Annotated in this window: 20 protein-coding genes; 14 read left to right on the plus strand and 6 right to left on the minus strand. The window is 44.5% G+C overall.

What is annotated here, in order from left to right:
* Positions 1-199: 199 nt before the first annotated feature.
* Positions 200-790 (minus strand): P-loop nucleotide/nucleoside kinase family protein, encoded by a 591-nt coding sequence (locus ACT89M_RS12950; RefSeq protein WP_154889508.1) that lies wholly within the window; start codon positions 788-790, stop codon positions 200-202.
* A gap of 218 nt (positions 791-1,008) precedes the next feature.
* On the opposite strand from ACT89M_RS12950, the gene ACT89M_RS12955 reads away from it, so the two are divergent.
* Complete coding sequence (locus ACT89M_RS12955) at positions 1,009-1,344, plus strand: PadR family transcriptional regulator (RefSeq protein ID WP_186809674.1); 336 nt, start codon at positions 1,009-1,011, stop codon at positions 1,342-1,344.
* Positions 1,344-2,732 (plus strand): FtsW/RodA/SpoVE family cell cycle protein, encoded by a 1,389-nt coding sequence (locus ACT89M_RS12960; RefSeq protein ID WP_154889506.1) that lies wholly within the window; start codon positions 1,344-1,346, stop codon positions 2,730-2,732. The genes ACT89M_RS12955 and ACT89M_RS12960 overlap by 1 nt, the downstream gene beginning before the upstream one ends.
* A 16-nt stretch (positions 2,733-2,748) precedes the next feature.
* Here the strand turns inward: ACT89M_RS12960 and ACT89M_RS12965 are convergent, their stop codons facing one another.
* Positions 2,749-4,533, minus strand: a complete 1,785-nt coding sequence (locus tag ACT89M_RS12965) for an ABC transporter substrate-binding protein (protein WP_487345276.1) — start codon at positions 4,531-4,533, stop codon at positions 2,749-2,751.
* Between the two features lie 309 nt (positions 4,534-4,842).
* On the opposite strand from ACT89M_RS12965, the gene ACT89M_RS12970 reads away from it, so the two are divergent.
* Both ACT89M_RS12970 and yidC read left to right on the plus strand, forming a co-directional pair.
* A complete protein-coding gene (locus tag ACT89M_RS12970) occupies positions 4,843-5,193 on the plus strand; it encodes a hypothetical protein (RefSeq protein WP_090923965.1) in 351 nt (116 codons plus the stop codon).
* On the plus strand, positions 5,130-6,080 hold the full coding sequence (gene yidC, locus ACT89M_RS12975) for a membrane protein insertase YidC (RefSeq protein ID WP_253494927.1): 951 nt from the start codon (positions 5,130-5,132) through the stop codon (positions 6,078-6,080). The genes ACT89M_RS12970 and yidC overlap by 64 nt, the downstream gene beginning before the upstream one ends.
* A 75-nt stretch (positions 6,081-6,155) precedes the next feature.
* Here yidC and ACT89M_RS12980 read toward each other — a convergent pair whose 3' ends face one another.
* Positions 6,156-7,295, minus strand: a complete 1,140-nt coding sequence (locus tag ACT89M_RS12980; protein ID WP_487345277.1) for a helix-turn-helix transcriptional regulator — start codon at positions 7,293-7,295, stop codon at positions 6,156-6,158.
* A 132-nt stretch (positions 7,296-7,427) separates the two neighbouring features.
* Between ACT89M_RS12980 and ACT89M_RS12985 the strand changes: the two genes are divergently transcribed.
* The 4 genes from ACT89M_RS12985 to ACT89M_RS13000 all read left to right on the plus strand — a co-directional run bounded on the left by ACT89M_RS12985 (position 7,428) and on the right by ACT89M_RS13000 (position 11,070).
* Complete coding sequence (locus tag ACT89M_RS12985; protein ID WP_487345278.1) at positions 7,428-8,195, plus strand: class I SAM-dependent methyltransferase; 768 nt, start codon at positions 7,428-7,430, stop codon at positions 8,193-8,195.
* A complete protein-coding gene (locus ACT89M_RS12990; RefSeq protein ID WP_154889498.1) occupies positions 8,179-9,285 on the plus strand; it encodes a saccharopine dehydrogenase NADP-binding domain-containing protein in 1,107 nt (368 codons plus the stop codon). Before ACT89M_RS12985 ends, ACT89M_RS12990 begins: the two co-directional genes overlap by 17 nt.
* A 126-nt stretch (positions 9,286-9,411) precedes the next feature.
* Positions 9,412-9,705 carry a hypothetical protein gene (locus tag ACT89M_RS12995; RefSeq protein WP_090923969.1) on the plus strand — a complete coding sequence of 98 codons (294 nt, stop codon included), beginning with the start codon at positions 9,412-9,414 and terminating at the stop codon, positions 9,703-9,705.
* 72 nt (positions 9,706-9,777) lie between these two features.
* Positions 9,778-11,070 (plus strand): amidohydrolase, encoded by a 1,293-nt coding sequence (locus ACT89M_RS13000; protein ID WP_154889496.1) that lies wholly within the window; start codon positions 9,778-9,780, stop codon positions 11,068-11,070.
* A 50-nt stretch (positions 11,071-11,120) separates the two neighbouring features.
* Here ACT89M_RS13000 and ACT89M_RS13005 read toward each other — a convergent pair whose 3' ends face one another.
* The gene (locus ACT89M_RS13005) at positions 11,121-11,540 is read right to left on the minus strand and encodes a hypothetical protein (protein WP_154889494.1); all 420 of its coding nucleotides are present in this window, start codon (positions 11,538-11,540) and stop codon (positions 11,121-11,123) included.
* A gap of 490 nt (positions 11,541-12,030) precedes the next feature.
* Here ACT89M_RS13005 and ACT89M_RS13010 point away from each other — a divergent pair, with 490 nt between their 5' ends.
* The 4 genes from ACT89M_RS13010 (at position 12,031) to ACT89M_RS13025 (ending at position 18,982) form a co-directional block, all read left to right on the plus strand.
* A complete protein-coding gene (locus tag ACT89M_RS13010; protein WP_487345279.1) occupies positions 12,031-13,425 on the plus strand; it encodes an Ig-like domain-containing protein in 1,395 nt (464 codons plus the stop codon).
* Positions 13,426-13,491: 66 nt separating this feature from the next.
* The gene (locus tag ACT89M_RS13015) at positions 13,492-15,426 is read left to right on the plus strand and encodes an S-layer homology domain-containing protein (RefSeq protein WP_487345280.1); all 1,935 of its coding nucleotides are present in this window, start codon (positions 13,492-13,494) and stop codon (positions 15,424-15,426) included.
* Positions 15,427-15,713: 287 nt separating this feature from the next.
* The gene (locus tag ACT89M_RS13020) at positions 15,714-17,549 is read left to right on the plus strand and encodes a UbiD family decarboxylase (RefSeq protein WP_154889487.1); all 1,836 of its coding nucleotides are present in this window, start codon (positions 15,714-15,716) and stop codon (positions 17,547-17,549) included.
* A gap of 320 nt (positions 17,550-17,869) precedes the next feature.
* Complete coding sequence (locus ACT89M_RS13025) at positions 17,870-18,982, plus strand: HD-GYP domain-containing protein (protein WP_308721889.1); 1,113 nt, start codon at positions 17,870-17,872, stop codon at positions 18,980-18,982.
* Positions 18,983-19,066: 84 nt separating this feature from the next.
* Here ACT89M_RS13025 and ACT89M_RS13030 read toward each other — a convergent pair whose 3' ends face one another.
* Positions 19,067-20,299, minus strand: a complete 1,233-nt coding sequence (locus tag ACT89M_RS13030) for an MFS transporter (protein WP_154889485.1) — start codon at positions 20,297-20,299, stop codon at positions 19,067-19,069.
* A gap of 250 nt (positions 20,300-20,549) precedes the next feature.
* On the opposite strand from ACT89M_RS13030, the gene ACT89M_RS13035 reads away from it, so the two are divergent.
* Positions 20,550-21,167: a TetR/AcrR family transcriptional regulator gene (locus ACT89M_RS13035; RefSeq protein WP_154889483.1), complete on the plus strand. Its 618-nt coding sequence runs from the start codon at positions 20,550-20,552 to the stop codon at positions 21,165-21,167.
* A gap of 60 nt (positions 21,168-21,227) precedes the next feature.
* Here ACT89M_RS13035 and ACT89M_RS13040 read toward each other — a convergent pair whose 3' ends face one another.
* Positions 21,228-22,271: a LacI family DNA-binding transcriptional regulator gene (locus tag ACT89M_RS13040; protein WP_090923978.1), complete on the minus strand. Its 1,044-nt coding sequence runs from the start codon at positions 22,269-22,271 to the stop codon at positions 21,228-21,230.
* A 372-nt stretch (positions 22,272-22,643) separates the two neighbouring features.
* On the opposite strand from ACT89M_RS13040, the gene ACT89M_RS13045 reads away from it, so the two are divergent.
* Positions 22,644-23,693, plus strand: coding sequence for a 2,3-butanediol dehydrogenase (locus ACT89M_RS13045; RefSeq protein WP_154889481.1), 1,050 nt, complete (start codon positions 22,644-22,646; stop codon positions 23,691-23,693).

The following is a 23,693-nucleotide window of genomic DNA, read 5'->3' on the forward strand; positions in this document are numbered from 1 at the left end:
CTTTTTGCGTGTATTTAGGCCTTTTTTTGGAAAATAGCGTCATCTGAGATCGTTAAAATTTTAAAACCGCCAAAAAGGTCCAAATAAGCTCTCTCAGGATCGTTAGAGTTTGATTGCCTTCATACCTACACCCGCGCGCTCAAAATTGCATCCTATAATACCCGAACCCGTTCCAGTTCACCCCACATACCTTTTCCTTTCACTCATACATCCGTCGTTCCAATTCAGCAAAAGCAATAGCAGGATCATCACTAGAATTGTCGATGTATGCGATAGATTCCGTTGGAAGTGGCCAGGCCACGCTTTTTCGATCAAGAGAAGAACGGAACGCATCCCAGTTAGCTAGTTTCCATTCGTCTAATGGGGAATGTCTCGCTGTGATTCGTTGACGGTATAACGCTTCGTTCTGCAAGTAAACATAAGCCACTCGAACGTCTGTGTTATCGAGGGAACGGCCAATGCGTGCGAGTTCCTGCTCAATCCAATCCGGTGTCCCGGTCTCTTGGGTAAAAGGCCCAACCACGAGAGTGTCTACACCAAGTTGTACGTTATCCAAAGCGGCGTCCATCGTGATTCGATAACCTAGATCACGGCACAGGCGTTTGTATTCTGGTGAATCCCGGTCTGATGGATCAAGCCCTTGTAACGTCATGATGGCCTCAGCTGCGGGACGAAGCAGGATGTCCATGTCCAAAAATGCAGCTTTATATTTACGCGAGAGCGCTTTGGCGAGTGTAGTTTTGCCACTTCCGGCTCCGCCGAGAAAGAAAATAAGTTTACTTTTGCGCATGAGAGAATGTCTCCTTTAATTCGTAATATCGGTATATCTAAATCTGTAAAGTTCGAAAAAATTTCTATACACAATTTAAGGCTGGATAGAGGTAGTTTAACATAAAAAGATAAATGGGGTGCTGGACATAGAAGGAATTATAAGGTATCATGACACCTAGATTAACTATGCATAGATTTCCGATGTATTAGACCAGTACTTAGGAGGGAGCGTTTTGTTTGCAGATTAATAAACAAATGATTAAAGGAAGTACAGAAACATTAATTTTAACTTTACTTCATGCACAACCCATGTATGGCTATGAGCTGATTAAGGAACTGCATCGTCAATCAGAGGGAGTGTTTAATCTCAAAGAAGGAACATTGTATCCGATTCTACACGCGATGGAAATCGAAGGATGGGTGGAGGCTTATTGGGCAGAAGTGGAGGGCAGAAAACGGAAGTATTACTCCATTCGAGAGCAAGGCATACAGGCATTACAACAGAAAAAAGCGGAATGGTCTCTATTTCGTCGTGCTGTAGATCGCGTGATCGGTGAAGGAGGTTTAGCCTGATGAATCTGAAGCAAGTGAAAGAGCAGGGGAAGCAGAAAGAAAAAAAGGAACAGATTCAGAGTTATCTGGATCAAATCTGTGGTCAGGTCAGGGCGAGGGAAGTACATAAAGATCTTCGTGAGGAACTCGGGAATCATCTTGAAGAGATGACCTATGACAAGGAGCATGAAGGATTTACACCGGAGGCAGCTGCCACATACGCTATTGAACAAATGGGTGATCCGGCTGATCTAGGCAAAAGAATGCACAAAATTCATCGTCACCGAATGCACTGGGGATTATTGGCGGGAGTCGTGGGGATGGCTCTTATTGGCATGGTTTTGACCTGGATATATACGAATAGTCTATTAGACTTGGGAAATGAATACTCATCCGGCCATCTACTGTATACAAGTATGGGGATGTTAGCCATGTTGTTCTGCCTCTTTTTCGACTATAGGAAATGGATTAAATCTGCTTGGTGGGTATACATTCTAATGAATGTTCTCTTATGGATTACCCCGGTGATAGCAGACTCGTATGGTAGCTTGAATAGAATGCTCATATTGCCATTTGGCTTCTCAATCGATGTTACCACGTCCGCGCTTTGGATATTGCCACTCGCGATCGGCGGGATTGTCATTTCCCATTTTCGTTCGGGTCTGAACGTGCAAATGATCTTTACCTATGTTGCGTTAGTAGCTTTGCCTATGGTACTCATCTATCAAATCTCGGATTGGGTCCGATTGTCGTTATTTGGGTGCATATCTTTGCTACTGTTCGGATGGATTACAAGAAAGTGGCTGTATACGCTGATTACTGCGTGTTTTTGCGGAGCGGCTGCAGCCTTTCTATTACTTGTAACAGATCAATATAGTCGATTCGAAAGGTTGTCTGTGGTATTTAATCTGGATCAAGACTCTAAGGGTATGGAATTTATGAATAACGCTATTATTGATATCGTCAAAACAGCGGGATGGTGGGGAAATGGTACGAATATCCCGATAGGATCAACTTTAAAATATCTTTATCTGAGTTATCCAGGGGTTATGCTTATAGACGTGTTTGGGTGGTCTGCCTGTGCGCTGTTTATTGTTGGCATAGTGTGGTTTGTAAATACATTATTTAAAATACTGCCGCGTATACAAGACAAGTTTGGTTCGATGATTGTACTGTCTGTAACGGTTACACTTGCACTTCAACTGAGTTATTCAGTTGCGATCGTCACGGGAATGGTCCCAATCATGAGTATTGAATTTCCCCTTATCGGATATGGATCTCATGTGATACTTGAATACGCTATGATCGGTTTGCTTCTTGGTGTTTATCGTCGAAAGGATACGGTTTCCTTGAGCCGTAACTACACCCGAACCCACACGGGAAAGAGTATGACTTTATCAGAAAGATGATGGACTATGCCAAGGTTCACAACTTATCAGAGGGAAACCAGATGTGCCGCAGATTAACCCAGCCCTGACTGTTGAATGACATTCCGCGAACGGAAGGAAGATAAGCGGTTTCTACAGGTTTTTGGGACAAAATGAACATTAGGTGTTCACGAATTAGAATTTCTTCGATATCGAATAGTGCCTGCTCACGCTCGCTGGTATGTGGAGATGTAGCAACGGATTGTAATCTATGCTGAACCCACTCCTGAGACGGGGATTCCAGATGCTCGGATAATGTGGAGAACAGATCATATCTGCGAAGCTCCACGTCACGATCTTGAATCAGGGAAAAGAGAATCAGATCGGATTCAAGCCGCCAATCGCCTTTGAATTGTTCCATGCTACCTGTGTGTATGGTGCAATGAAAACCGGATTTTTCCAAAACCAGTGCAAGCCGCTCAGCATCGGGCCGATATTGCGAAATGGTAGCAAGGTGCAAGGCAATGGGCTCAGCATAAGGAGGGCTCTCCTGCGAAGTGGGACTATTCTCATATTTATATTCATGATGTTGAGGCCGATTTTGTGTCCCCTTCTGTTGTGCCAGATCAATAGACTGTTGCAAATAGGCTCGTATAGCCGGATCGTTTAACGGTCCGGTTTTTTGTGTGTTACACGTAAGCAACTTGGTCACGGTCACACCAGAGCTTGTCTGTGTCCAAGATGTACCCGCATTTTTAGCCGGATTATGAACAAGGTGGAAGAAGGGAGATTCCACATGTTCAATTGGTCCAGGCTCCTGATTTGGATCAAGTCCCTCCTGTGGAGTACTCCACGGAATTTGCAGAATATCCACCCGGTCAATAAGAGCTCTACCCTGAAAATAAGTTGCATAAGCTTCAAGTCTGCACAGGTGGTTATCCCATGCGGTGACTTTAAAAGGCCCCGTTCCAACAGGTTTCAGCATGGATTGTATCTTCTCGGTAGGCATGTTTATCTGATCTGTATCTGGGTTTCGAGTAACAATGACGGCCCGGCTTGTCGTCAGAAAAGATAAAAACAATTCCTGCGGTTGTTTTAAACAGAAGCGCACAGTTAAGGGGTTTAACGCTTCAACTGAATGGATCTGGTTCATAATTTCACGGTACAATGTACGGCGCTCTGTAGATAACAGCCGCTCGAACGAATAGACGACATCGGGTGCTGTAAAGGGACTGCCGTTGTGAAAATAAACCCCTTTCCGCAAATGGAAAATCCATGTCCGTCTATCATCGGATACATCCCATGTATGCGCTAGACAGGGCAGAATCTTTCCTCGTTCATCTCGTTGTACAAGTCCATCGTATACGTGGCTTGTTACAAAAGACTCGGCAAGCAGATTAATATATAACGGATCGAGCGCATGAAGTTGCTGACGAATAGGTAAACGAAACGTATCAATGGGTTCATTATTCGTTCCAGCTTCCGTGTGGTGCCCTGAATAACCAAGCAACCACTGATTGAGAACATGTTGCATAGAGATTGAACTGGAGAAGTCCCGAACTTGATCCGCAGCCTCTTGTAACTCCAGGCGATTCATCGCTTGCATCATGTACTCTGCAGCAATTTGATCTGCTGGAATCAGTAGAGATAGTGTCGAACGCCGTCCTCGTCCCCGCTGGGCATGCCAATGAATCCAGCCCAAAGAAGCCATTTTTTTCACAATCGTTAATGTGTTGCGATGGGTACAGTCAAGGATCACAGAGAGATCTGCTAGAGTTATGGTGTGTTCTGATGTTTCGCCGAGCTGGCTGTGGAGTAGCAAGTATTGCTGATGTAGCTTCATCGGGGTTCCTCCTTGATGACAAGGTGTATGACGTTCCTTAGCAATCTAAAATAAGAAGTTATATCGGTCAAGATTTCTGTTTGTGTTCTTATTTTATCATTTAGAATAAAACGTAGATAGATGAATGGAGGTTTTTCCTATGATTGATATAATCTCTTCATCCCATCTTTGTTATCTTGTAGCCCGGGTAGAATTGTCCAAATTAAGAACGGAATAGAGCGGAGTTTGGATTTGCCAGCAGTTCATTTATGCAAACGTGATATGTAAGTGCTATAATGTAAAAATAAACGTATGAAGGGGGTGAATCTCTTGTTTGAATTACATGAGCTATTGCCGTATATATTCTCCATTGGTCTGATTTTTACCGTCAGTTACGCCTATATTGCCCATCTACACTGTGGTATGACGGAGTACTGGATGGAAGGTGGAGCTGGAGACGGAATTGAACCCGTCTTTCCGGCACTTGGCTTGAACTTACAGTGCAGGCCGGAAAACTGGAGCCGCATGGTCAGACGAAAAGAAGCACCGGATGAAGATGAACCAGACTGTATTTCCTTGTTGAGACTGGAATCAACCAATCAACAAGGAGGATATATATGGAACAACATACAAACAAGAGGTTCACACTCACATCTGGCAAGGGACGGATCTATGGCCTGATTGTGATTTTATTCGCAGTTATGCTGCTTGCCGGATGCAGTAATAATGTATCAGAGATTAATTCTTCCACTCCAGGGTTCTTTAATCATTACATCGTATTTCCGCTGTCGTATCTGATTCAGCATATCGCCAGTATATTTAGTGGAAGTTATGGTGTTGCGATTATCGTCATTACACTTGTCATTCGGCTCGCATTATTACCGCTCATGATGCGTCAAGCCAAGTCCCAGCAGGGAACACGGGTGATTATGAATGCGATGAAACCTGAACTGGATGCCATTAAGAAAAAGTACGAGGGCAAGAACGATACGGCTAACCGGCAGAAGTTGTCTGAAGAGACAATGGCGTTATACAAAAAGCATAAATTCAACCCGCTGAATATCGGCTGTTTGCCATTGTTAATTCAACTCCCGATTTTATCGGGGATTTACACGGCAATTCGGCTAACGCCAGAGCTGTCGTCCCATTCGTTTTTGTGGTTCAAGCTTGGCGCACCTGACTATGTACTGGCTGTAGTTGTAGCTGTTATTTATCTTATTCAGGCGAAGGTATCACAGGCAAATATGGCTCCTGAACAGCGCAAACAGTTTGCGATAATGGGGTATATCTCCCCGCTAATGATGGCGTTTTTCTCGTTTTCCGCACCAGCAGCTATGCCACTGTACTGGACGGTTGGGGGTTCGTTCTTAGTGCTACAGACGTTGCTGTTCCGCAAATTGTACCCAGTCGAGCATCCGCAGGTAGCCGAAGTGACGGAATTAAGCACGCAGAAGCCTGATCACATCAAAGGTGCTAAAAGCACGAAGAGCGCAAAGAATACCAATAGTGCAAAGAATACACAAAATGCGGGTAATTCCAAACGTTCTGCTAAACCTGCCAAATCGTAGTTGAGTTATAAAAATATTAAATAATGCAATCAAAGAAGCGCGTCCATAGGGACACGCTTCTTTGATTTGCTTAACTTATATTCTAGGTATATCCAGATCTCCGGATAATTGAAAACGGGAAACAAAATGCCAGATTAACTCCCGACGGGAGGAAACCTTTGTTTTGGCGAAGATGGACTTCAGATGATCTTGAACGGTGTAGGCTGAAATATGCATAGCCTTTGCAATTTCCTTCGAGGAAAAGCTGCGTAGCACATAGGCGAGCAATTCACGCTCCCGAGCGGATAAGGCATAACTCTCGGACAGCAGGGGGAGTATGTCCTGAGGCATAGCCTGCTCCAGCCAAACGGCGATCTGATCCCATTTCTCTGCATGTTCTGCCGATTCGAAAGACTGCATCATACTAGCCTGAAGCATAACGTAACGACCGTCCGCCAACTGGACACATACTTTAGACAGTGAACCGTCCGATGTTGGTGAAGCTGACGAGGCATTCTTTTGAATGGATTGCAGTAGATGAGAAATCACGGCACGAACGGGTCTCGGAAGCACATCGGATTCAATCTGCTCCAATCGGCGTAATTGGGATAACCAGTATTGTGCGGCCGGATTTTGCATTACAGGTTCGAGCGGAGCGCGTAAAATAACAATGCCTGGCTCCCGCGGACTGCCACCTTGAAGCTCTTCCATCAATAATAGATGCGTTGTCCGTAGCATAAATGCAATTGAGGATGCCCAGTGTTGCATGAGCTCCCGCTCTTCTTCAGAGAATGTAAGCTTGTTCTGTTTGCGGTACAACGTGAGATAACCCCAGCAGGCATCGTTATTCACAAATACCGTTCGAAGCTCATCCCCGAATCCGGCAGGCTGTAAAATATTCGTGTAACGTGAACTTGCTCCAGGCCGTGATTGGATGGAAGCATGCAAAATAGCAGCATACTGACCGGACTTAATCAAGTCGCTATATTTATGGATATCCTCTTCCATGTATTCATTAATAAATAATCGATCATGAATGACTTCAATGCCATCTTCCGTCACCGCGCCTGTAGAAAGAAGGGTGGAAGGATCTACGGTGGTGAAGCAATAAGCATCATATGTGATAACCGTATGAATTTGTTTGAGAACAGCTTCCCGATAGGTGCGAGAGGTCCAGTTTCCTTTTTCAAGGGAAGTAATCCTGTGTACATTCTGTGCAGTAATTAGGCTGGTCAATTGGATAAGCTCCTTCCCGAGTACGTTAATATCCCATACTTATGGGATGGTCGTCTGTATGTATCCTTTTATAATGAAATTAGACGATTTCAGAGTCAAGTCTAACTTCAAATTCAGAGGAGTGTAACTGCGATGAAAGATCATATAAATGGTACACGGGATGAAAAACGAAATAAAGGAACGGATCATACATGCTCGGATAATCCTTCACCCATGAGTTGGGATAGCGCGGACATCGTTCGTTATGAACAATCGATTGCTCTCAAAATTCCGGGATATGCCCACATGCATGATCTGATGGATAAACTTCTCACAGCAACAATAGCAGATAACAACCATATTAGAATATTAGTTACTGGGGCTGGAGGGGGCAAGGAAATCACTTTGTTGGGTACAAAGCATCCTGACTGGTCGTTGACAGGCATGGATACTTCTAAGCCGATGTTGGATTTAGCGAAAAAAAGAGCAGATGAAGCTCGCATCTCGCATCGGGTCAAGCTTTTTTCCGAGACCATTAAACAATTACCTGAGGATGGATTGTACGATGGTGCCACGAGTATGCTGATGCTGCATTTTATTCAGGGACTGGAAGCAAAAAAGTCTTTCCTGATGCATCTCGCCAGTAAGCTCAAACCCGGCGCACCTCTAATCCTTGCGTCTGTTAATGCAGATCTGGATTCTCCGGCTTATCCAATCATGATGCAGGCGTGGCGGGAACATATGATGCAGGCGGGAGTGCTTACGGAGGAATGGGAACGGTTCGCCGCATCGCTCGGTCAGACATCCGATCCCGTATTCGCTGAAATTTTAGTGAGATTGCTTGCGGAGTGCGGTTTTTCAAGGATAACCCGTTATTTTGCAGCATTCTGGGTGGAGGGGTATTATGCAATCCGAGACTAATATACAACAAGACAACATCATGAAGGATCAGATCTGGGTTGTTGGTGGTTATGGCCAAGTGGGGCAGATGGTCTGTACTCAGCTTGCGCAAGCATTTCCCGGCAAAGTGTGGGCTGCGGGTACACGATTGGAACGTGCCGAACAATTCAGTCGCCAGACGGGTGGAGTAGTTAAACCACTGCAACTGAATATTATGAAAACGGTGGACCCTGCCATGTTGCGACACGTTAAACTTGTCGTCATGTGTGTAGATCAGAATGACACCCGGTTTGTTGAAAGTTGTGCCAAAGCCGGAGCCGATTACATCGATATTTCTGCCAAAGGTGATTTCTTAAAACAAGTGGAAGGATTGCATTCAGTGATGAAAGTTTCTGGATCAACCGCTATTCTTAGCGTTGGTTTGTCGCCCGGCATAACCAATCTGCTTGTTCGTGAAGCGTCGATGCATTTGGATCAAGTGCAGGAGGCGAACATCACGGTGATGCTTGGTCTCGGGGAGAAGCACGGCAAGGCGGCAATCGAATGGACGGTAGACCAGATGAATACGGCTTATGAGGTCAAGAAGCATGGAAAGTTTACCAAAGTTCAGAGTTTGAGCGATGGAAAATGGATTGATTTCGGCGAGCAACTGGGAAGACGGATCGCATATCGATTTCCGTTTTCAGACCAACAGGCTGTAGCCCAAACGTTGCACATCCCTACCGTTTCAACCCGACTGTGCTTGGATTCCCGTTGGATTACCAGAGCATTGTCGATATCCAGACAAGCAGGATTAGTGAAGCTGCTGCGTTTTGCTTGGGTTCGTGATCTGGTAGTAAAAGCATTTGCTGCGATTCCAGGTGGTAAGCCGATGTTTGCTGTGAAGATAGATGCGACAGGATGGAAAAATGGAGAGCGGGTGGGAATAGAGCAGCTCGTTGTTGGCGAGAAGGAGGCTGTTCTCACAGCAGAGGTAGCTGCAGCTGTAGCGAAAAGGGTCTATATGAACGGTCAACAGCCAGGCGTGTATCATGTGGAACAATGTTTCTCCATAAAGGACATTGAAGAGGAACTTAAATACTCGTTAAATGTGGTAACCAAAATCACATAATCTGAACCGTATCCAAGTGACGCGACGCGTTGGACTCATGGCTTAAAACAACTTAAAGGTTGTTTTGTCTGAAAGCGCCAATCTGCTATGATAAAACTAAGGATCAAGCACGATTGGAGGGAGAACATGGACTATATTGCCATACTGCCTTATTACAGAGTACAACGAGAGATGACTGGCCTTTCGCAGGAGATTGAGAGGAATGCCCGTACCATGACCCTTTATTCGGATCGAATCGTGACCAAGTACAGGGAGTTCAGGATTACGGAAGTATTTGATATGTCTTTTCGCCGGATGGGGGACGCAGGTGGTTTTTTCTATCTGCATACGAGCACAGGAGTATATCCCTATATGGTAGAGATAGATCCTAGGCCGTTTATCCAGACATTCCACCAAGTGGCGATTGCTCGAATCAAATGATTGACCTTGCCGCCACGTGAAGCCTTACGATGGATGGGTAGTAATTATATCCAATCCAGAGGAGTGTATCTCATGAGTATTTTGATTCAACAAGTAACTATTCTAACGATGCAAGAAGCCGAAGCACCTTTCACGGGGGATATACGGATTGAAGGAAATCAGATTGTGCAGATCGCGAGTCATATCATGCCTCAACCTGAGGATGAGGTGATTGATGGTCGAAATAAACTGGCGATGCCCGGTCTTGTGAATGCCCACCAGCATTCGCCAATGAGTCTCCTTCGAGGTTTTTCCGACGATCTGAAGCTGATGGACTGGCTGGAGCGCAAGATGTTGCCTGCCGAAGCACGGATGACACCTGAAGATATTTATTGGGGAGCTAAATTGGGCATTGCAGAGATGATTCGTTCAGGAACAACGGCTTTTGCCGATATGTACATTCATATGAATGAGATCGCTGAAGCAGTCACGGAAACAGGCATACGTGCATCGCTGACTCGTGGTATGGTTTTTATGGAGGATGATGGAGGACGCAGGCTGCAGGAAGCGATCGATCTGGTGCAACGCTGGTCAGGGAAAGCAAATGGTCGAATCACAACGATGTATGGACCGCATTCTCCTTATACTTGTCCGATGGAACCGTTACGTGAAGTCGTTGCAATGGCTGTTCAGGACGAGATTCCACTGCACATTCATCTGGCGGAAACGAAGGAAGAAGTAGAGAAGATTCGTAGCCGCTATGATATGACACCTACGGAATATTTGGAGGAATCAGGTATGTTCGAGCGGGCGCATGTGCTACTGGCTCACGGAGTACATCTGAACCCTCAAGACATCAGCAGGCTGAAGGGCATGCGCGGCGGTGTCGCCCATAATCCGGTGAGCAACCTGAAGCTCGGTTGTGGCATTGCTCCAGTAGAGGCGATGATATTCGAGGGGATCACGGTAGGAATCGGGACAGATGGAGCAGGGAGCGCAACAACACTGGATATGTTCGAAGAAATCAAGGCTGCATGCTGGCTGCAAAAGCTGGACTACGGTGATCCAACCCGGCTTCCAGCACGTCAAGTACTTGATATGGCAATCCGTGGGAGTGCAAAATTGTTATCATTGCAAAATGAAGTGGGGATGCTTGCACCTCGATACAAAGCGGATCTCATTCTGATTGACCTTGCCAAACCTCACCTGCAGCCCATTCATAATGTAGAGTCGCTGTTGGCCTACAGCGTGAATGGGGCGGATGTGCACACCACCATTGTAGATGGGCAGATCCTGATGCAGGACAGAAAGTTGCTTACCATAGATGAGGATGAGTTATATCGCGAAGTAAACACTCGCGCGAAGCGAATTGTGGAAGGCGTTTAAAAATATCATGTTTTCGTTTAATCGATTAATTCAAAAGGCAATCTCTAATTTCATCTTAAAAAGTGCTGTATTTCTCCCCATATTTTATTGGCTTCCACAGCGTTTTGTGCTGGTGCGACATACCGGGAGTTATTTTTTGCATGAATGAAATATAATGTATTGAATTTATCGTCAGCCCACTGAATCGTATAATAATCGTCGAGATCAGTTCGGTTTTCATTTGCAATAATGGGGAAATACCGATCACCATTCATTTTTTTCTTCATTTTAGCTATGAAACGATCTGACCTTTCAGGTTCAAAAACATCATATACTTTGTCGTCAATAAGCATTTTTCCTTTAAAGGTAGTAGGTCTGAAAAAATCCCGATAACCTTTCATCGTCATTTGAATTTCGATTTTTTCTCCATCTAATGTACTAGCAGTGTATTTTTGCTCAATGTCATAAGGTAATTTATAGATTAATAGCAATATAAAAAAAAGACTGACAACACCAACAATTAAGGCAATTAATTTCTTGATAATATGACCGCCTTTCTATGAGTGAGTAACGTAAATGATCTATCCTAAGAACAATTCTGTTTACATGTTCATAGTCATTGAAATATCCAAAAATAAAAATAACTGTGGGCACTGTAATTTGGTATGCTGATACAAATTATAACATGTAATATACTGGAAAATAAATCATTTATCAGTATATATAAGTGGGGTTATTCGCGTTTATGATAAACTCAAAATAGAAACTTGCGGATATTTAAAAATATTTTTTTCGAAAATTCAATCGAAAATGGAAATTTTTTGATGATTAAAACGCTATGGGAGCTTATCCTATGGCGTTTTTTGTCGAATATTAACTGGTAATAGTTCTATTGACCTGTTCAGAATCCGTTCAGAAAAGGTCGTTATACTTGCTATGTATCTATATTAAAAATCAGATAAACACGAGGAGGAACATGAATTGAAGGGGAAAAATAAACACAATAAATTAAAGCCGATCATGAAAAAAAGCATGTTGGCCGCACTTAGTCTTGGTATTGCCTTGCCTGTAGCCGGTTCACTTCCTCACGCTCTGGCGGGAGCACTTGAGCCGACCACCATTAACATTTCACGCCCAGTACTTAATGATGATATTTATTGGCTAAGCCATTCGTCCGAGCAAGTGGATGCACTACCTATTATGCCTTCTACCCCAATCGGAGTTGATAATAATACGATCATTATTGATTTGAGTACTCATTTTCCTTCTGAGAAGTTCATTCAACTCGGTGCGATTTCAGAGAATACGAATGTAGCTCGCACTTATGTAACTAACGACAATAAACTTATTGTTGTTCCTTATCGTAGCGGCAAGATCAACATTCAATTGCAGGCTAAAAATGCACTATCCCCAGAAGGGGAAATGATTAGAGACAATATAGAGCTCTACATCAGCAAAAAAGGAGATCTAAACGGTGACGACAAAGTTGATTCTGCGGATGCAGTTCAGCTATACAATTACCTTCGTAACATGGTAACCCGTCGTGGCTTCTCTTTTGTAGAGATGAACCAAGCAGATGTAGATCGAAACGGTGAACCTGAATTGGCAGATATGAATGCTTTGCTAAGTGGTTACGCTAACCAATCTCTTGGGGCTAAAGATAATAGCTATGTATTAACTTTCAAGCAAGTCGATGACGCTCCATATGTGTTGAATGGCAAGTTAAATGGGGATTTGAAAGTGGGCGCTACGTTAACAAGTAACACCGAATTCTTTGACCCTGACGGCGATACACTTAGAACGATGCACTATCAATGGTATCGGGGCTCCGAAGCAAGTGGAGAAGGTAAAACAGAAATCATAGGAGCTACTGATGCAGTATATAAGATTACTGATGCCGAGCAAGAGAAATATCTCTTTTTACAGATTACACCTGAATCTTATTCATCTGATCGTCCTCAAGGAAAACCGGTAGTCCTTCGTAGTGAGTCAACTGTTGCGGTAAAACAGGAGGATATCGTAAGTCTTTCGCCATCGAATGGTTCTACGGAAGTTAGAATCGATGAACCTTTAGTCATTACGTATCGTCAAAATGTTAGAGTAAATAATTACAGCAATTCCAGTATTGTCATTAAGAATCTGACAGCTGACGAGGTGGAGGCTTCCTACATGATTAGTGATGGAGGTAATTTCTATATAATGGGCAATAAAGTATATATCAGAAACAACGGTTTGAGATATGGAGCTAATTATTCCATTGAAATCCCGAATGATGCCTTCATAGCTGCGGATCCGGATGATAATGCTTATATGCAAGGGACCGTCGTAGAACAAAATGGTGTTCCATGGACATTTACAACACGGATACCACAATAATTTAAAATTCTAGCTTGCTCAAAAATGATATCTACCCATTATTGATTCAGACATGGAGGTTATACCATGCTTCAACTGAAAAAGAAACGTATTAAAATGAGAAAAACAATGTCAGGTCTGATTATGTTGACATTATTTTCGTCACTTGTTTTGCCGGGCTCCGCAGGAGCTACACCTTCTCAATCATCACAAGTGGAATTGGCGAATGTCAGTGTACAGGCAGGTCAAACCGTTCATGTGCCTGTTGTTATGAAAGCGACGGAACTTCCGATCAAAGCTTATAATATGCAAGTTGATTATGATACAACAGCGTTGGAGATTGTACGAATCACTCCAAGAACGATCAATACAATCACTTCATCCCCAGAATTAAATACTCCATCCGATTTCCAGTACGTTATTAATAACGAGGAAGGATGGGTGCGGATTATCTGGATGGATCTTAGTGAAGTTGAGCATTGGATCGATACAGGTGACCAAATGTTCGATATCGAATTTAAAGCTAAATCCACTGCTACTCCAGGACAAAAACAGCTCAAAGTGAATCAGGATGACTCAGAACACTTCCATTTCGAAAATGTAGACTATGGTGCTAATGCCCAATTGTCAGGTGGAATCATTACCATTACAGCAGCTAGTTCAGGCGGTAACTCCAGTTCGCCTTCAACGGGTTCATCAGGTGGTGGGGGAGCGGCACCATCTCCTGCACCATCTGTGCCAACCACATCTTCCACTCCAGCGCCAACTAAAGGTGTAGACATTTACGTGAATGGACAGAAGCAGGAGCAGTCTGCAACGGCATCAACCTCCACGATTGATAATAAAGTGACTACAACGATTCAAGTGGATAACAACAAAGTGATCAATCAAGTGGGGAACGGACTTCGTACTCTGTTACTTCCGGTTACAGGCACAGGTACTAATTCGGTTGTCGGTGAACTGAATGGTAGACTCGTGAAGACGATGGAAGGAAGCAATGCACAAGTTGTAATTCAAACGGATACGGGAACGTATACCCTTCCAGCCAGTCAAATCAAAGTAGATCAGGTGGTCAGACAGCTTGGCGGCTCAGCACCTTTGGAAGATGTTAAGTTCCAGATCGCGATTACACCAAGTAATGATGCAAAGAAAGCAGCGATTGCAGCGGCAGCAAGCAAAATGAATAATACAACGGTTATTGCGGCTCCGGTTGATTTTGAAGTGAAAGCTGTTTACAAAGGTCAGCAGGTGGATGTGAATCGCTTCAATGCTTATGTAGAGCGCACGATCACCTTGCCTAAAGACACCGACGGCTCCAAAATCACCACAGGTGTTGTGCTTCAAGCGGATGGTACGATGTTGCATGTGCCAACGAAAGTGATCAAAGGAACAACAAATGATTCCGCGGTAATTAACAGCTTGACGAACAGCACGTATGCGCTGATCTACCACCCGGCAACATTCACGGATATTTCCAATCACTGGAGTCGCACGGATGTTGAGGATTTGGCTTCTCGTCTCGTTGTAGAAGGTGCAGGAGATAACACATTTGCACCGGATCGCAGCATTACGCGTGCAGAGTTCACAGCCGTATTACTCAGAGGTCTTGGTCTGCATACTCCTGAAAGTGCAGTTACGACAACATTTACAGATGTGAAGTCAGACAGCTGGTATGAAAATGAAGTGCAAACCGCCATTTCCTACGGATTGATCTCCGGTTACATGGATAACAGCTTCCGTCCGAACGACGAAATATCCCGTGCCGAAGCGATGACCATCGTTGCACGTGCGATGAAACTCGTAGACTTGGCTAAAGCGGATGCTTCCGAGACGGCGAATCTACTTGGTGGATATAGTGACGGTAGCCAAGTCCAAGCATGGGCCGCAGAGCCTGTAGCTTCAGCAATTAAGCAAGGTCTGGTCCAAGGGGCTGACGGGAAATTGATGGCAGACGCAGACATTAGCCGTGCTCAGACAGCAGCTATTGTGAAACGTTTGCTGGCAAAAGCCGGATTGATCTAATTTATTTTCAAATGATTGTTCATTAAAATGTAATCCTAACAACAATAGAACACCTGCCTCTCGTTTAACGTTATCGTTGAATGAAAGACAGGTGTTCTTTATTTCAAACGAAAGTTTTGTTTAGAGGCGGATCATTTGATAAAATAGAAGGGACGCCTCAGCACACTTTTAATAGAAAAAGTATATTGGCACATTTTTAGATCCTTTACTGTGAGCCTTGTCGTGCGTCTATGTGAATATATGAACATAATCTAGCGATTTTATTATACACAGAATGGAGCCATCCGATGAAATATCGCAATATGGAAGATTGTATAAACGACCTGGAGCAGCATGGTCATCTGATCAGGGTTAAGGAAGAGGTTGATCCGAATCTGGAGATGGCTGCGATTCACATGAAGGTGCATGAGGCTAAGGGCCCGGCGCTGTTATTTGAAAATGTAAAAGGCTCCAAGTTCAAAGCCGTGTCGAATCTGTTCGGCACCGTTGAACGCAGTAAGTTCATGTTCCGCGAGACACTGGAAGGTGTACAGCGCGTTATGGATGTGCGGGACGACCCTATGAAGGCACTCAAGACACCACTCAAACATGTTCGCACAGGACTTGCTGCCTGGCAGGCATTGCCGAAGCAAAAATCCATCAGCCTTCCGGTATCGGCGCAGGAGATTCAGATTTCCGATCTGCCGCTCATCAAACACTGGCCGATGGATGGAGGCGCGTTTGTCACATTGCCTCAAGTGTATTCGGAAGACCCGGACAAACCGGGCATTATGAATTCCAATCTGGGCATGTATCGTGTGCAGCTGAGTGGCAACGACTATGAGATGAATAAAGAGATTGGATTACATTATCAAATTCACCGTGGAATCGGAATCCATCAATCCAAAGCGGTGAAAAAAGGCGAACCGCTGAAAGTTAGCATTTTCATCGGCGGCCCGCCAGCACATACGTTATCAGCAGTCATGCCGCTGCCAGAAGGATTAAGTGAGATGACCTTTGCGGGCCTGCTTGCCGGACGTCGCTTCAGATATAGCTACAAGGATGGGTACTGCATTAGCAATGACGCAGATTTTGTCATTACGGGGGAGATTTATCCTGGCGAGACCAAGCCGGAAGGTCCTTTTGGGGACCATTTGGGTTACTATAGCCTGACTCACGAATTCCCGCTTATGCGTGTTCATAAAGTATATGCTAAACCAAACGCGATCTGGCCATTTACGGTTGTAGGGCGTCCGCCGCAAGAAGATACGGCATTTGGCGATCTTATTCATGAAATTACGGGAGATGCCATCAAACAGGAAATTCCGGGTGTGAAAGAAGTGCATGCTGTGGATGCTGCTGGAGTCCATCCTTTGTTATTCGCCATCGGCAGTGAGCGTTATACGCCTTATACCGATGTGAAGCAACCAACCGAATTGTTGACGATTGCCAATCGAATTTTAGGAACAGGCCAACTCAGCTTGGCGAAGTATCTGTTTATTACGGCGGAGGATCAGCAACCGCTGGATACGCATCAAGAAGTTGAGTTCCTCAGCTATATTCTGGAACGGATGGATCTGCAAAGGGATATTCATTTTCATACGCATACTACGATTGATACACTCGACTACTCAGGTACGGGGCTCAACAGTGGTAGCAAGGTGGTTATGGCGGCATACGGCGACAAGATTCGTGAATTGTGCAAAGAAGTGCCGGAATCGCTGAAGAATATTCGCGGTTACGACAATCCGCAACTGATCATGCCGGGCATGGTTTCCATTCAGACATCTGCCTTCACTACGTATGAAGATACTGCGCGGGAGATGAGAGAGTTTACGGATCTGCTGCAAGAGCGTGGGGGACTGGAATCATGCCCGTTGATTATCGTGTGTGATGACAGCTCGTTCCTGAGTGCAAACCTCAGTAACTTCTTATGGGCTACGTTTACGCGCAGCAACCCTTCACATGACATGTACGGAGTGAACAGTAGTTATAATCACAAGCACTGGGGCTGTGACCAGCTGATTATTGATGCGCGGGTGAAACCACATCAGGCGCCGCCGCTTATTCCTGATGCATCGGTGGAGAAGAGCATTGAACGTTTTTTCGTAAAAGGTGCAAGTCTGGAATCCATTAAACTTTAAGTCGCATTGTAATGAATTGCTCATGAATCAGGAGTCCAAACCATGTGTTAGGGCTCTTTTTCATTACGTTAGTTTCGTTTCATTCGCTTGGAAACACTTGAAAAAGTTATTAAATCTCGCATACACGAAATTAAAAACCGGGATAATACCTTATTGCCTATGAGGATAAAGTCTTAGACGTTCATTTTTGTCCATATGATTAAGGTCGTTTGGACTATGTTGAAAATGTTGGATTCAAACGATATAAGATGTATAAGTATGTCTCGGCCCCGATCATTCGGGGTTGTTAACTATAATCATTTGTTCAGGGGGAGTTCCGATTGAGAATCCATATTATGAACCTGCAAGACGGGGACCGTCTGACAGCGGATACGTTTAGTGATGCAGGACTGCACATTCTCGGAAAGGGGACTGTCATTCGAAGCGAGGATATTACCTTGCTTATGCAGCATCGGGTAGATTACGTAGACATTGAATTGCGTGAAGAAGGAATTACCGAAGCAGAGTTTTTCGCAGCTTCGATGAAACACGCATCAGAATCCAGAAGTAACAGCAGTTCTAGCGGGACGAGCACTGGTGAACAACCTCCTGAAGAAGAGATGAAGTCTCAATTCCTTCAGACTGTACATAATTATCAGAATGCATTTCTGGAAGCGCTGACGGTAGGCAAGTTTAATGCGACGATGGTAGATGATGCCCTGCAACCTATGGTGGATGGACTTGATGAGCAAAAGGACGTTGTACATCTCCTGATGATGCTGGAACGCGATGACGTTAACAACTACACCCATTCCATACAGGTAGGTCTATTATCCTTCTATATTGCGAGCTGGCTAGGATATTCTCAGGAAGAAAGTTACAAAATCAGCCGGGGCGGGTACTTGCACGATATCGGCAAGTGTAAGGTTTCACTTCGAATTCGAAACAAAACAGAACCGTTGACGGCAGAAGAGCAACTCGAATTGCAGCGTCATACGATCTATGGACATGAAATCATTAAGAACTCTATGACAGATGAAGCTACGGCTCTGGTCGCTTTACAGCATCATGAGCGTGAAGATGGATCAGGGTATCCAATGCAACTTGGAAAAGGTGAGATTCATCCGTATACTCAGATTGTGTCTGTAGCTGATATCTACATTGGTATGCGGACCGGTAAACATGGAGCGAGCAATCCGAACCTGATTAACAATCTCAGAGATATCTATGGCATGGGATTTGGTAAATTGAATGAAAAGGCGGTTCAAGCGTTAATGCAGCATTTGCTGCCTAACTTTATCGGTAAACAAGTACTTCTCAGCAATGGTGAGAAAGGTGTTATTGTTATGAACAATGCGTCCGATATTTTCAAACCGCTGATTAAAGTGGAATCCGAACAGTATCGTGATCTGTCCAAAGAGCGCACTCTTTCCATTAACGAATTGCTGATTTAAGCGGTAAAAAAGAAAACAGGCAAAACGAGCTTCTTATCATTGGATGAGAAGCTCGTTTTATTAATGAAACAATCTCAACCATTGCTAGCGATCACGCCTCGCTAAAACAAACCGCTCCGACAGAAGATCCACGATCCATACCAGCAAAGCCGTGATACTGACACCTGTACCTAATAAACATACTCCCCTCCAGCCTGACCAGGCGTACACTTGTGTAGAAATAATGGAACCAACTGCGCTGCCGATGGAATAGAAGATCATATACGATGCAGTTAATCGGCTCTGAGCTTCCGGACGGACTTGATAAATCAGACTTTGATTGGTCACATGCACAGCTTGTACAGCAAGATCAAGCAGGATCACACCCACAACCAGAAACCATAATGAAGTATGTAACAGGCTGGTAGGAATCCAGGACAACACTAAAATGATGAGAGAAATGCCGGTTGTTGTCTGTCCAGAACCATGATCGGCCAGTTTGCCTGCTTTGGCGGCAGCAAGTGCTCCAGCAAGGCCTGCAAAGCCAAAAGCGCCTATAGCAGCGTGGGATAACGATATTGGGGGTGCGCTGAGTGGTAACACAATGGCAGTCCACAATATGCTGAAGGCCATAAAAATCAACATGGCTAGTAACCCTCGGATACGAAGTACATGTAACTCTTTATATAGTCGCAGGGTGGAAGCAAGCAGTTGCAAGTAGCCAAGCTTGGATTGTTTGAACGATCCTTGAGGGAGCATACGCCCCAGCACAAATACACTAATCAGAGTGAGACTGGCTGAAAATAAATATACAGATCTCCAGCCCAACCAGTCGTTCATCAAACCGGCCACAGATCGCGCAAGCAAGATGCCGATGACAATTCCGCTGGTTACCCGGCCTACGATGCTCCCTCGCTGGGAGTCGGCTGACAAATGAGCCGCATAAGCGACAAAGGTTTGTGTGATAACGGCTAATAACCCAACCATTGCAATAGCTGAGAATAAAATGGATGATGAAGCAGAAGTTCCTACAACGATTAGAGCGGATGCGGATAAAATCATCTGGATCAGGATCAGTTTTCGGCGGTTGACGAGGTCTCCCAGTGGAACAAGCAGTAAGAGGCCAAGCGCGTAACAAATCTGAGTAATGGTAATCACGAGACCAATGGTTGCAGTGGATAGATGAAATTCGAGTGCGATGGAATCCAATAAGGGTTGCGCATAGTAAATATTCGCTACGGATAGACCGCTACACACAGCAAATACCCATGCTAATGCTCCTGTCATGCTCTGTTTTGTAGAAGATTCCTTGTTTACTTTTTGAATAGAATGTTGCATTTATGACGCATTCCTTTCTTGTTTTCTATTTTGTACTGGTTGGTATATTATTGATGGGATTAACCATATATTTTATCTTTCTGAATGTCAATAGGGCTCCTGATTAGAAAAAGAGGAAATGGTTATTAATTGATTGAGATGCTATGTTTATTGTGGGGGAGGGAGGATTGATGATTTAAATACATTTTGACATTTCGAATCAATGCGTTAGTATATAACTATACTGTTCGATAAATAATGGAGGGGTATTGTGGTTAGAAAAAGAGAGTTTAACACAGAAGAAGCACTGGATGCTGCTATGCATGTATTTTGGCTTAAAGGGTTCGAGGCAACCTCACTAACGGATTTAACAACGGCAATGGGGATTCAGCGTCCCAGTTTGTATGCAGCCTTTGGAGATAAAATGGAGCTGTTTGAACATGTGCTTCGTAGATACACCAATTCACATGCCGCGCAGATCAGAGCTATGCTAGGGCATGGGGAGTCCGTCAGAGAAGCTTTTCGCGCAGTTTTTGACTGGATTACATCTGGGAAGAAGAAAGTTAATGCCAGTCACGGTTGTTTTTGTATCAACACCATGGTTGAACTGGCTCCCCATGATCCCAAATTTGCTGTGTTAACACGCGAGCATCAGATGTATCTGGCGGTTATTTTCAGAGAAACACTCGAAAAAGGTCAACAGAATGGAGAGTTACCAGAGGAGTTAAACGCCGGACTTGTGGCACAAAGTTTAGTTGTTTCGATGATTGGGTTAACTGTGCTAATGAAGGCGGCACCGGATCGTTCGTTCATCGAACAAAGCATTGAGGCAACGCTATCTGTATTGAATAACAGCGATCATAGAAACGAGCCTCTTATTTTAAAATAAGAAGCTCGTTTTTTGAATGGATACGGCGATAATTGTGTACAAATCCGTTTATCCTCATTTTTAGGAATGGGCATTGTTTATCGGGTTTGACGAGCGAATCATAGCTACACTGGACTCGCGGACAATCAACCGCGGTTCGAACTGGATATGTTCGTAATCTGAAGTACTCATCTCACGAATCCGTTTAAGCAACAACTCCGTTGCGAGCCGAGCGACCTCCTCACCCATGATGGAGACGGAACTGATCTGGGGCGACGACACCGTTGTCCATTGATTATTATCCACGCCCACCACAGCAACATCCTCGGGTACCCGTACGCCGAGCTCTTTAAAGCGGTTCACAAGTCCGATGGCAACCATATCATTGATTGCATAGACTGCATCCGGCATATGGGTCAAACCATAGAAGTAATCCGCTGCACTTGCTCCCGTAGCAAGTGAGAAGTCCTCACCGAAGTAAACGAGGGAAATATCCACATGTCCGACAGCCTGCTCGTAAGCACGATAACGCTCCTCGATAATATCTTTGGGGGCTCCGGCATAAGCAATCCGGGTTCTTCCGATCTTAAACAGATGCTCCATAACCAGTTTTCCCTCAGGTTGCGATAAGGAGACGATGTCTGCTTGAATGCCAGGTTCCAATTTTTTTCCGTAGTTAATAATCGAGATGGGAAGAGGCGCTTTGTCAATGAGTCCGGGCAGTGTTTTTGGATAGGCAAGTGGCATGAAAATAAGACCATCAACGTGTAATTTCTTCACATTACGTATCGTTTCAAGTTCTGTTCTGGCATTGCCAGCTGTGTTAATCTGCACAACATGGTACCCGTGCTGCTTCGCGGTCTGCTCAACGGACCAGGAGATTTCGGGAATGATGGCGTTGCGGATATCCGGAACAACAAGTGCAATCTGATGCGTTTGCCTGATTTTGAGACTCTGTGCAGAAGTGTTGGGCACAAATCCTAAATCTTCTATGGCACGCATAACCTTTTCTCGTGTTGCACTGCTGATTCCATCCGAATTGTTAATAGCCCGCGATACGGTAGCAATCCCTACACCAGCGCGTTCAGCGACATCTTTAATCGTGATTTTCTGCTCTTTACTCACTTTATCATTGACCTCACTTCATCGGAAACGATTCCGTATTTTAGGCTTATGTATGTATTGCAAAGTATGCATATAACTTGATTATACCATTGCAACATTATAGTATCCCGTAAACAAACAGAAATGGATGTAAATTTATGCATCTTTATGTTTAATTTTCTAATTTATGATTAAAAACAAACGAAATCTTAGAATGATCATCGCGTTTTTTTTCTTTAGGAGCATAAAATTACAGATTAATCGACGAATTTACTCACGAGATCGACATATTTATGGAGAAAGAGGTTTGACAGGTTATCTCTAATGTGACATATTTAATTTACGGAAACGTTTCCGATATTATATGAATTAATCATTTGGGAGATGAATGAAATGAAAGCATTGCGTTGGCATGGTGTCAAAGATCTTCGTCTGGAACATATTTCTGAACCTCAGATTGAACAGGGTAAAGTGAAAATAAAAGTGGAATGGTGCGGGATCTGTGGTAGCGATCTACATGAATACACAGCTGGACCGATTTTTATACCAGCTCAGGCTCCGCATCCGCTAACAGGGGAAAAAGCACCTGTTGTTATGGGACATGAGTTTTCTGGACAAGTGGTTGAAGTGGGCGAAGGGGTGACTCGTTTTCAGGCAGGTGATCGTGTGGTTGTAGAGCCCATTTATGCGTGCGGTCATTGCGAAGCTTGTAAACAGGGCAGATACAATTTATGTGACAAGATGGGATTTCTAGGTCTGGCCGGGGGAGGAGGGGGATTCTCCGAGTATGTAACAGCAGATGAGAAGATGGTTCATGCCATTCCTGATTCCATCTCCTATGAGCAAGGTGCTCTGGTTGAACCTTCTGCAGTAGCTCTGCACGCTGTACGCCAGAGTAAACTGAACGTCGGGGATACGGCAGCGGTATTTGGTGCAGGGCCGATTGGACTGCTGGTGATTGAAGCGCTCAAGGCATCCGGAGCATCGGATATTTATGTTGTGGAACTGTCGCCGGAGCGTAAAGCAAAAGCGAAAGAACTGGGTGCAATTGTGATTGATCCGACCGAGGTTCAAGTGGTTGAAGAGATTCACCAGCGTACACAAGGGGGAGTCGATGTAGCCTACGAAGTAACAGGTGTACCTCGTGTGCTGCAACAAGCGATTGACTCAACGCGTATTGGTGGCGAACTGATGATTGTAAGCATTTTTGAACAAGAAGCGCCAATGCAACCGAACTCCATTGTGATGAAAGAGCGCACAGTAAACGGAATCATCGGTTATCGCGATGTGTTCCCGGCGGTCATCCGTTTGATGGAGAAAGGATTTTTCCCGGCCGACAAGCTGGTGACCAAACGAATTGTGCTGGATGAGGTTGTAGAACACGGTTTTGAAGCGTTGCTTAAAGAAAAAAATCAGGTGAAAATTTTGGTTAAAGCAGAATAG

It is taken from the genome of Paenibacillus sp. NN59, from assembly GCF_057597225.1.

Excerpts from the sequence above, each read along its gene's own strand:
- ACT89M_RS13000 (WP_154889496.1), top strand. The coding sequence starts at position 9,778 with ATGAGTATTTTGATTCAACAAGTAACTATTCTAACGATGCAAGAAGCC.
- ACT89M_RS12950 (WP_154889508.1), bottom strand. The coding sequence starts at position 790 with ATGCGCAAAAGTAAACTTATTTTCTTTCTCGGCGGAGCCGGAAGTGGC.
- yidC (WP_253494927.1), top strand. The coding sequence starts at position 5,130 with ATGGAACAACATACAAACAAGAGGTTCACACTCACATCTGGCAAGGGA.
- ACT89M_RS13045 (WP_154889481.1), top strand. The coding sequence starts at position 22,644 with ATGAAAGCATTGCGTTGGCATGGTGTCAAAGATCTTCGTCTGGAACAT.
- ACT89M_RS12985 (WP_487345278.1), top strand. The coding sequence starts at position 7,428 with ATGAAAGATCATATAAATGGTACACGGGATGAAAAACGAAATAAAGGA.
- ACT89M_RS13015 (WP_487345280.1), top strand. The coding sequence starts at position 13,492 with ATGCTTCAACTGAAAAAGAAACGTATTAAAATGAGAAAAACAATGTCA.
- ACT89M_RS13030 (WP_154889485.1), bottom strand. The coding sequence starts at position 20,299 with ATGCAACATTCTATTCAAAAAGTAAACAAGGAATCTTCTACAAAACAG.
- ACT89M_RS12960 (WP_154889506.1), top strand. The coding sequence starts at position 1,344 with ATGAATCTGAAGCAAGTGAAAGAGCAGGGGAAGCAGAAAGAAAAAAAG.
- ACT89M_RS12990 (WP_154889498.1), top strand. The coding sequence starts at position 8,179 with ATGCAATCCGAGACTAATATACAACAAGACAACATCATGAAGGATCAG.
- ACT89M_RS12965 (WP_487345276.1), bottom strand. The coding sequence starts at position 4,533 with ATGAAGCTACATCAGCAATACTTGCTACTCCACAGCCAGCTCGGCGAA.
- ACT89M_RS12995 (WP_090923969.1), top strand. The coding sequence starts at position 9,412 with ATGGACTATATTGCCATACTGCCTTATTACAGAGTACAACGAGAGATG.
- ACT89M_RS13020 (WP_154889487.1), top strand. The coding sequence starts at position 15,714 with ATGAAATATCGCAATATGGAAGATTGTATAAACGACCTGGAGCAGCAT.